The sequence below is a fragment of the Sphingosinicella sp. genome (assembly GCF_013911755.1).
Taxonomy (GTDB): Bacteria; Pseudomonadota; Alphaproteobacteria; order Sphingomonadales; family Sphingomonadaceae; genus Sphingosinicella.
Genome location: NZ_JACESP010000015.1, coordinates 87,442 through 96,123 on the forward strand (window position 1 = coordinate 87,442; position 8,682 = coordinate 96,123).

Annotated in this window: 9 protein-coding genes; 4 read left to right on the forward strand and 5 right to left on the reverse strand. The window is 65.1% G+C overall.

Going from position 1 to position 8,682, the window contains the following annotated elements; all coding sequences use genetic code 11:
• Window positions 1-2: 2 nt before the first annotated feature.
• Window positions 3-1,190, reverse strand: a complete 1,188-nt coding sequence (locus H2052_RS11720) for an aromatic ring-hydroxylating dioxygenase subunit alpha (protein ID WP_293781828.1) — start codon at window positions 1,188-1,190, stop codon at window positions 3-5.
• Between the two features lie 59 nt (window positions 1,191-1,249).
• Complete coding sequence (locus tag H2052_RS11725) at window positions 1,250-2,386, reverse strand: MFS transporter (protein WP_293781830.1); 1,137 nt, start codon at window positions 2,384-2,386, stop codon at window positions 1,250-1,252.
• 65 nt (window positions 2,387-2,451) lie between these two features.
• On the opposite strand from H2052_RS11725, the gene H2052_RS11730 reads away from it, so the two are divergent.
• From H2052_RS11730 to H2052_RS11740, 3 genes are all read left to right on the forward strand, one after another.
• The gene (locus tag H2052_RS11730; protein ID WP_293781832.1) at window positions 2,452-3,735 is read left to right on the forward strand and encodes an amidohydrolase family protein; all 1,284 of its coding nucleotides are present in this window, start codon (window positions 2,452-2,454) and stop codon (window positions 3,733-3,735) included.
• Window positions 3,736-3,797: 62 nt separating this feature from the next.
• The gene (locus H2052_RS11735; protein WP_293781834.1) at window positions 3,798-4,001 is read left to right on the forward strand and encodes a hypothetical protein; all 204 of its coding nucleotides are present in this window, start codon (window positions 3,798-3,800) and stop codon (window positions 3,999-4,001) included.
• Window positions 4,002-4,022: 21 nt separating this feature from the next.
• Window positions 4,023-4,211: a PLD nuclease N-terminal domain-containing protein gene (locus tag H2052_RS11740; protein ID WP_293781836.1), complete on the forward strand. Its 189-nt coding sequence runs from the start codon at window positions 4,023-4,025 to the stop codon at window positions 4,209-4,211.
• Here the strand turns inward: H2052_RS11740 and H2052_RS11745 are convergent.
• The 3 genes from H2052_RS11745 to H2052_RS11755 all read right to left on the reverse strand — a co-directional run bounded on the left by H2052_RS11745 (window position 4,208) and on the right by H2052_RS11755 (window position 6,819).
• Window positions 4,208-4,801 (reverse strand): DUF3501 family protein, encoded by a 594-nt coding sequence (locus tag H2052_RS11745; RefSeq protein WP_293781838.1) that lies wholly within the window; start codon window positions 4,799-4,801, stop codon window positions 4,208-4,210. The two genes, H2052_RS11740 and H2052_RS11745, sit on opposite strands and share 4 nt — an antisense overlap.
• 14 nt (window positions 4,802-4,815) lie before the next feature.
• Window positions 4,816-6,153, reverse strand: a complete 1,338-nt coding sequence (locus H2052_RS11750) for a heterodisulfide reductase-related iron-sulfur binding cluster (protein WP_293781840.1) — start codon at window positions 6,151-6,153, stop codon at window positions 4,816-4,818.
• A gap of 246 nt (window positions 6,154-6,399) precedes the next feature.
• The gene (locus H2052_RS11755) at window positions 6,400-6,819 is read right to left on the reverse strand and encodes a rubrerythrin family protein (RefSeq protein WP_293781842.1); all 420 of its coding nucleotides are present in this window, start codon (window positions 6,817-6,819) and stop codon (window positions 6,400-6,402) included.
• A 310-nt stretch (window positions 6,820-7,129) separates the two neighbouring features.
• Between H2052_RS11755 and H2052_RS11760 the strand changes: the two genes are divergently transcribed.
• A partial coding sequence (locus H2052_RS11760) for a TonB-dependent receptor plug domain-containing protein (protein WP_293781844.1) occupies window positions 7,130-8,682 on the forward strand: 1,553 nt, incomplete at its 3' end.

The following is an 8,682-nucleotide window of genomic DNA, read 5'->3' on the forward strand; positions in this document are numbered from 1 at the left end:
TTTCAGTGCGCAGCGTGCGGGCGCCGGCTCCACCCCGGCGGCGGCGAACGGTGCTGGCGCGCCTCCGGGATCAGGTTCCGGATCTTGCGGCAGAAGTTGCGGAGCGCGACCTCCGTTTCCGCGAGCGGCCCGACCGTGAAGCTTTCGGAGGCCATGCCGTCCTGCACGCGGTTGATGAGCCACGTGTCCTCGGCATTCACCTGCCGGTTGATGCGCCAGTTGAGGTAGCGCGCGGCCTTCATCTCGCGGCGATCGTCGGGCACGGCATAGCTGATCTCGCGGATCAGCGTCTCGGTCGGGGAGATCGGCAGCCACTGCATGAAATCGACCTGATCGGGATAGATATCGAAGGCGACGTTCGGCCACAGCTTGAAATAGGTCCACAGCTTCTGCCGGTTCTCGGGCAGGTAGGGCACGTGCGGCAGGTACTTCTGATACGCCTTCTCGGACGGGTTGTTCGAAAGCCGCTCCCGGATCGGCCCCCACATCTTGTCGACGTTCTCCTGCGCCTCGACGCCGTAGCCGCTTCCCATCAGCCGCGTGAGGCCGGGGTGCGCGACGGGGATGTGAAGCCCGTCCGAATAATTGTCGCCGACGTTCTTCCAGTTCACGCGGCGCGGACGCAGCGTGACGCGGCCGAACGCTTTCAGGTCCTCGAACCGGTAAGGCTGCACCTCATGGTCATAAGGCGCGATCATCTCCGCGACCGAGGGCCCGCCGTCGTTTTCGAGCCGCACGAAGATGAAGCCGCGCCAGATTTCGAGGTCAACGGGCACGAGGCCGTGCTTCGATTGGTCGAGCCCCGGATAGGTCTGCTTCAGCGGCACGCCGACGAGCTTGCCTTCAAGATCGAACGACCAGGCGTGATACGGGCAGGTCAGCTTCTTCGCGACCGCACAGCCCGAAGGACCGTCGACCAGCCGCGCGCCGCGATGGCGGCAGACGTTCGTAAAGGCACGGACCGCCTCGTCCTGCCCGCGCACGACGACGATGCTTTCGCCGAGATATTCGAGCGTGTGATAGTCGCCGATGTTCGGCACATCGCTCAGGTGGCACACGACCTGCCACGACGGGCGCATCACGCGCCGCATCTCGACCGCGAAGAACTCCGGGTCCGAATAGGTCCACGCCGGCAGGCTCCAGCCCGCATCGGGGTCCGCGTCGATCGTCGCTGCCGCCTTGGTCGCCATCCCGCCTCCACACTATATTGGACACGTGTATAACAGAGATGTGCGCCTGGCAAGCCTTTTCAAAGCGGCTGGGCAAGCGGCATCCGGCGTCGGAGCGCGACGAGCAGCACGAGCGTCTGCACCGTGTAGAGCCCCGCAAGCCACAGCGGCAGGCCCCGGGGCGTTACCTCCATCAGCGCCGCGGCGGCGGGCGGCCCCACCATCGCACCCACGGCATAGGCGAAGACAAGGCCACTGCCGATCTCCACGCGCTCTTCACGGGTCGCGGTGTCGTTGCCGAGCGCCACGAGCAGGCCGTAGAGCGGCAGCAGGCAGCCGCCGAGAACGAAGCTCCCGGCGAGCGCCGCGGCAAGGGCCGGCCGCGCTGGAAGGCCGAGCGCCGCGCCCGCGATCACCGTGCCGACCGCACCGAGCAGGATCGCGCGCCGCCGGTCGATCCGGTCGGACAGCCAGCCGAGCGGCCACTGCGCGAGCGCCGCGCCGAGCAGGACCGCCGTCATGAAGGCCGAAACCTCGCGCACGCTCATCCCGTTCGCCTGCGCGTAGACCGGGCCGAGCGCGTACAGCGAGGCTTCGCCAAGGCCGTAGATCACGCAGCCCGCCATCGCCACGGGCGCGGCGCGGATCACGCGCAGCGGCCGCAACCGCCCTGCCGCAGGCAGCACGGCCCCCACGGGCACCCTCAGCCGCACGACCGCCGCCAGCGCGACCACGCCCGACGCCAGCACGAACGGCGCCCAGCCGCTCACCCCGAGCAGCCCCACAGCGAACTGGCCGGTGATGAGCGCCGCCTTGCTCGCGATCATGTAGAGCGAGAGCAGCCGCCCGCGTCCGGCGTTGTCCACTTCGGCGTTCAATCCCGCCTCGGCGAGGATGTAGAGCAGCGCGAAGCCGGTGCCAGAGACGAAGCGGATCGCGGCCCATGCCGCGGGGTGCGGAAACAGCGGCAGCGCGATGATGCCGCCGAGCGCCAGCAGCGCGGCGACCGCAAAGGCGCGCCCGCTGCCCAATCGCTGCACCAGCGGCGGGGCAAGCCAGGGCCCGATCAGGAAGCCCACATAATAAATGCCGGCGATCCAACCGATATGGTGCGGCGTGAAGCCGAGGCCGGTCGCGTACAGGGGGACGAGCGTCGTCATCACGCCGATGGCGATGAGCGCGAGCGATATGCTTGCGATGAGCCCCCCGATGATCATCCGCGAATTCCTATTTGACGCGTGTATAATAGTCCAGCAGGATACGCGCGGACAGGGAGGGACGGATGACGATTCTGCAACGGATTTCTTGCGCGCTGCTCGCGGCCGGGCTGCTCGCCGCGCCCGTGCTCGCGGAAACCTCATACGTGCGCGCCGGGCGCCTCGTCGACACCGAAAGCGGCAAGGTCCTTGCCGACCGGCTAATCCGCATCGAGGACGGGCGCGTCGCCGCCGTCACGCCCTACGCGCCGCCTCCCGAAGGCGCGAAGATGCTCGACTGGTCCGGCTTCACCGTCCTCCCCGGCCTTATCGACATGCACACGCACCTCTCCGACTGGGGCCAGACGAACAACGTCGCCGAACCGCTGCTCCACTCGGCGGAGGACATCGCATTCGTTGCCGCGAAGAACGCGCGCGACACGCTGAACGCGGGCTTCACCAGCGTGCGCGACGTCGGCACGTTCCGTGCCTTCGGCGACGTGTCGTTGCGGAACGCCATCGACGCTGGGTCCATTGAAGGCCCGCGCATGGCGGTTGCCGGCGCCTATCTCACCGTTCCGGGCGGCGGCGGCGAAGTGACGGGCATGGCGCCCGACGTCGAAATTCCCGCCATCATGCGCATGGGGGTCGCATCCGGCCCTGACGAAATGAAGACGAAGGCACGCATGCTCTTCCAGCGCGGCGCCGACTTCCTGAAGCTGATCGCCACCGGCGCCGTCCTCGCCGCCGGCACCGAGCCCGGCGCCCCGGAGATGACCGAGGCGGAGGTCCGCGCTGCCGTCGACGAAGCCGCGCGCTACGGCAGTTATGCGACCGCCCACGCGCACGGGGCCGAGGGCATCAAGATCGCGCTGAACGGCGGCGTCCGCTCGATCGAGCACGCCTCGCTGATCGACGAGGAAGCCATCCAGCTTGCGAAGAAGAAGGGCGCGTGGCTGGTGATGGACATCTACAACGGCGACTTCATCAAGGAGATGGGCAAGGCGGAGAACTGGCCCGCCGAGATCATGCGCAAGAACGACGAGACGACGGACGCGCAGCGCATCGGCTTTCGCAAGGCGGTCTCGGCAGGGGTGAGGATCGCCTACGGCACGGACGCTGGCGTCTTCCCGCACGGCCTCAATGCGCAGCAGTTCAAGTATATGGTCCGCTACGGCATGACCCCGATGCAGGCGATCCAGTCGGCAACGACGAGCGCGGCGGCCCTGATGGGCAAGTCGGCGGAGGTCGGCGTCATCGCGCCCGGCCGCTACGCCGATCTCGTCGCCGTTGCCGCCGATCCGCTGGCGGATATCAGCGCGCTGGAGCGCGTCGACCATGTCATGAAGGGCGGCAAACTCATCCGCTGAGCCCGCAACCTTCCCGGCCCCGCCGCGTTCAGGGAACGAGCGGGGATGATGAGGAGGGTTTCATGGAAGACCGGAAATCAAATCTGAAGCTGGAAGGCGAAGGCAGTTACGAAGGCGCGCGCGAATATCAGGCCGCGCAGCAGGAATTCGCAAAATCGGGCAAGGTGGACGCCAAGGCCCGCGAAGCCGCCGATGCCGTCGATGGTGCCGAAGCTGCCGAGCTGGAAGCCGCGCGCAAGGCCGCCGCCCGCGGCAAGACCGCCTGAATCCGCAATAAGGAAAACAATATGGAATATGGACTGATCGGGCTCGTCATTCTGGCCCTCGACATCTGGGCGGTGCTGAGCGTCTGGGGCAGCGGCGCCTCAACCGGTGCCAAGGTCGCCTGGACCATCGGCATTATCATCTTCCCGGTGGTGGGCCTTGTTGTCTGGTTCCTTGCCGGCCCGCGTGGAAGCAAGACGGCAGTGCTTTAGGCGAAATCCCGGGCCAGTTCCGCGCGCATATCCGGGCCGATGATCGCCATATGGCCGTAGTAGGGATGGTCGATTCCGAAGATCACCGTGCCACGGCCGCTCCTCCACTCGGCAATCTGAGCGTCCGTGAACGGAAAATGCAGGAAATGCACCGACGACGCCTTGCCATCCTCGCGGCTGCGCTCGACGTCCCCTTCCGGCACCGCGGCGATGCGCGTCTCGCCGAGGTGAAGGTAGATGTGCTCCTCCACTCCACCGAGCCGGCCCAGAATCGAGGCGCGCAGCTTGGGATCGTCGATTTCGAACATCAGCGTCGCGGTCAGCTCGTGGCCGTTCGGGATCATCGGATTGTACGCGGCAAGCTCGTCCGGAATCTGCTCGGCCCCGCCCCGCTCGATGTACAGCATTTCATGAATTTGCAGCCACATGCTATCATACGACTCGAAGAAGACGGTAACATGTGGTCCCACTGAAAGGCGGCGCTTTTTCTTCGCCTCGACCTGCCCCAGCCGTAATGCTTTCCGCTGCTCGCCATAGGCGCGCATGTCCATGATGTCGGTGGCTTCGATGGCACGGATTTCGCGGGTCATGGGCTTTCTCGATTCTAGAGACCGTAGGCTTTCGCCAGCAGTTCGATGGGATGCGGCACCTGCTCTGGAACGCCTTCGCCGCCCTCCCGCTCCATCACCTGCTTGAGGTGGGGTCCGGCGAGCGGGCATTCGGAAACCATGAAGGCGGCGTTCGTCTTCAGCATGGCGCGGCCCGCCGGCTTGCCGATCTTGAGCGCGGTGGCGAAGTTTTCCTTGAACATGCCCCACTTGCCGCCGTGGCCCGAGCAGCGCTCGACGACACCGACCTTCGCTTCGGGGATCAGTCGCAGCATCTCCGCGCCCTTCTGCCCCATGTTCTGCGCGCGGCTGTGGCAGGGCAGATGGATCGCGATGTCGCCGCCGAGCGGTTGCATACCGGGTGCGAGCCCCTCTTTTTTCGCGATGTCGACCACATATTCGGTGATGTCGAACGTCGCCCCGGCAAGCTTCGCAACCAGCGGATCGGAGGGCAGCATGAGCGGCCATTCGAACTTCAGCATCAGCGCGCACGAGGGCGTCACCGCCACAACGTCGAAGCCTTCATCAATCAAGGGCGCGAAGGCCGCCGCAACGCTCCGTGCCTGCTCGGCGACCGCCGCAAGATCACCGTTCTCCAGCTTGGGCATCCCGCAGCAGCCGGGATACACGACACGCGTCTCGACGCCGTTCGCCTTCAGCACCTTCAACGCAGCCTCGCCCGGCCCGGGCATGTTCCAGTTCGCGAAACATGTCGCATAGAGCGCCGCCTTGCGCCCGGCAGCGGGGGCAGCCGCGTCCACGTCAATCCGGTCCAGATCGGCACGGCGGTCGAGCGGCGTGTCGGCGAACGGTGGCAGCCACGCCTCACGATCAATACCCGCCGTCTTTTCCATCACGGTGCGCGTCAGGCCGTTTCCGCTATCCGTCGCCCAGTTGGCGAGCGGTGACAGGAACGTCGCGAGCTTGCCGTTGCGATCGGTCTTTGCAAGTTCCCGGTCGGGAAGGCCGATCTTGCCGTTCTTGTGCTCCACGGCGCGCGCGCGAAGCATCAGGTGCGGCACATCGAGCGCCCATTCGTGCGGCGGCACGTAAGGACACTTGGTCATGAAGCACATGTCGCAGAGCGTGCAGGCGTCCACGACCGGCTTGTAATCGGTCTTCGGATCGAGCCCGTCGATCTCGCCGCTTGGCGATTCGTCGATCAGGTCGAACAGGATCGGGAAGCTGTCGCACAGGTTGAAGCAGCGGCGGCAACCGTGGCAGATGTCGAACGCGCGCGTCAGCTCGGCTTCGAGCTTCGCCTCGTCGTAGAAATCGGGGTTTTCCCAATCGATCGGATGGCGCGTCGGCGCCTCCAGACTGCCCTCACGCATCGGCGTCCCCCAACGGTTCTGGCTTCAAAGAACATATCCGTTTCTTGAAAGCGCCCGGTCGGACGCACGGCACGAATTCCCACACGAAACGTGTACGCCTGTCCCTCGAAGCGGCGACGGGAACTGACGCCGTGCGTCCGAACGGACGCTCGCAACGCTGTTTTGGAGGCTACGGGAGGGGCGGCTCCGGTCCCGCGGACCCGCCCCTCGCCTCCCACAGCGGACACTCTTGCCGCTCTTGCCCTCTCAGGCGTCGAGCGTGTCGAGTGTCTTCTGAAACTTGCCGGCGTGGCTTTTTTCGGCCTTGGCGAGCGTCTCGAACCAGTCGGCGATCTCGTCGAAGCCCTCGTCACGCGCGGTGCGCGCCATGCCGGGGTACATGTCGGTATATTCGTGCGTCTCGCCCGCGATTGCCGACTTCAGATTGTCGGACGTCGAGCCGATGGCGAGGCCCGTGGCCGGATCGCCCACCTCTTCAAGATATTCGAGGTGACCGTGCGCGTGGCCCGTCTCGCCTTCCGCCGTCGAGCGGAACACGGCAGCGACATCGTTGTAGCCTTCGACATCGGCCTTCTGCGCGAAATAGAGATAGCGGCGGTTCGCCTGGCTCTCACCCGCGAAAGCAGCCTTCAGATTGTCCTCGGTCTTCGTGCCCTTGAGTCCCATGATCCATCTCCTTCCCCAATGATCGATCGCGAAAACCAGCGCGGCGCGGACGCGGCCTGATTTCAGCATCAAAGCTATCGACCGCCACGCGCAACCGCCAACGCATTTTCTGCGTGAAGCTGATCGATCCGATCGATAAATAGCACGCGACTTATCAAGGTAATGCAAATCATTCGCAGCAATTCAGCAACGCCCCCGATCTGCAATGGGGCTTACAAAAAAGCTTCATATCAATCACATAGCGCCGTCACACGCGGCGCCTAGGCCTCCCGCCGCCAACCGCGTTTTACCGCACTTATTGGGGGATTTCATGCGTTCGACTTGCGCCGTGTTGCTGGCCGCCAGCAGCCTTTTCGTGCTTTCCACTTCCGCTTTCGCGCAAACGGGCGAAGCTGCCGCCGCTGACGCCGCGCTCGATGAAGAGATTGTCGTGTTCGGCTCCGGCCAGACGCGGCAGGTGCAGGAACTCGACGCCGCCGACATCGCACTGCTCGCGCCCGGCACGAGCCCGCTCAAGTCGATCGAAAAGCTGCCTTCGGTGAACTTCCAGTCGGCGGACGCATTCGGCGCCTATGAATGGTCGCAGCGGCTTTCGATCCGCGGTTTCAATCAGAACCAGCTCGGCTTCACGCTCGATGGCATCCCGCTCGGCGATCACAGCTACGGCAACGTCAACGGCCTGCACGTCAATCGCGCGATCAGCCCGGAAAACCTTGGCCTCACGCGCGTTTCGCAGGGCTCGGGCGGGCTCGGCACGCAGGCGACCAACAACCTCGGCGGCACCGTCGAGTTCTTCTCGCGCGCGCCGGCGCCTGATTTCGGCCTCGACGTGTCGGGCAGCTACGGCACCGAGAACACGATCCGCGCCTTCGCCCGACTCGAGAGCGGCGAGATCGGCGGCGCCGAAGGCACGGGCGCTTACATCTCCTATGGCTATCTTGGCATGGATAAGTGGAAGGGCGTCGGCGAGCAGCGCCATCACATGCTGAACGCCAAGGCGGTCGCCGCGCTCGGCGACGCGCGCGTCACCGCGACGCTCAGCGTCTCCGACCGCCGCGAGAACGACTATCAGGACATGTCCAAGGAGATGATCGGTCGTCTCGGATATAACTGGGACAATATTTCGGGTGACTACCGCCTCGCGGTTCAGGTCGCCGATGCCTATTGGGCCGGGGAGGATCTTCCGGCCCCCTTCGCGACGGTCGACGACGCGTATTTCGATGCCGCCGGTCTCCGCAAAGACTATGTCGCCGCATTGGGTATCGAAGCGCCGGTTTCCGAAACCGTCAGCGTCGCGCTCAAGGGCTATTGGCACAACAACGAAGGCCAGGGCATCTGGTACACGCCCTACGTGCAGACCCCGGGCGGTGCGCCGCTCTCCATCCGCACCACCGAATACGACATCGACCGGAAGGGTCTGTTCGGCAGCATCACCGGAGAAATCGCCTTCAACGAAATCACCGTGGGCGCCTGGTACGAGAAGAACGACTTCCAGCAGGCGCGCCGCTTCTACGGCCTCACCGATCGCCTGAGCCCATCGCGGAATTCGCTCAAGTTCCAGACGAATCCGTTCTTCACGCAGTGGGAATCGGATTTCGACACCGAGACGATGCAGTATCACGTCGAAGACCGCATCACGCTTGGTGCGGCGACGATCACGCTCGGTTGGAAGGGCTTCAAGGTCACGAACACGGCGACGCCGATTGTCGTCAGCGCCTTTGCACAGGGCAAGATCAAGGCCGAAGACTGGTTCCAGCCGCACGCCGGTTTTGCCTATGAAATCAATGACTACGTCGAAATGTTCGGCGGGTTCACGCAGGTTGCGCGCGCCTTCACCGCCTCATCCACCGGCGGCCCCTTCGG

Bases quoted from the DNA above. Each gene is read 5' to 3' on its own strand.
- H2052_RS11720 (WP_293781828.1), bottom strand. From the start codon at position 1,190: ATGGCGACCAAGGCGGCAGCGACGATCGACGCGGACCCCGATGCGGGC.
- H2052_RS11725 (WP_293781830.1), bottom strand. From the start codon at position 2,386: ATGATCATCGGGGGGCTCATCGCAAGCATATCGCTCGCGCTCATCGCC.
- H2052_RS11730 (WP_293781832.1), top strand. From the start codon at position 2,452: ATGACGATTCTGCAACGGATTTCTTGCGCGCTGCTCGCGGCCGGGCTG.
- H2052_RS11735 (WP_293781834.1), top strand. From the start codon at position 3,798: ATGGAAGACCGGAAATCAAATCTGAAGCTGGAAGGCGAAGGCAGTTAC.
- H2052_RS11740 (WP_293781836.1), top strand. From the start codon at position 4,023: ATGGAATATGGACTGATCGGGCTCGTCATTCTGGCCCTCGACATCTGG.
- H2052_RS11745 (WP_293781838.1), bottom strand. From the start codon at position 4,801: ATGACCCGCGAAATCCGTGCCATCGAAGCCACCGACATCATGGACATG.
- H2052_RS11750 (WP_293781840.1), bottom strand. From the start codon at position 6,153: ATGCGTGAGGGCAGTCTGGAGGCGCCGACGCGCCATCCGATCGATTGG.
- H2052_RS11755 (WP_293781842.1), bottom strand. From the start codon at position 6,819: ATGGGACTCAAGGGCACGAAGACCGAGGACAATCTGAAGGCTGCTTTC.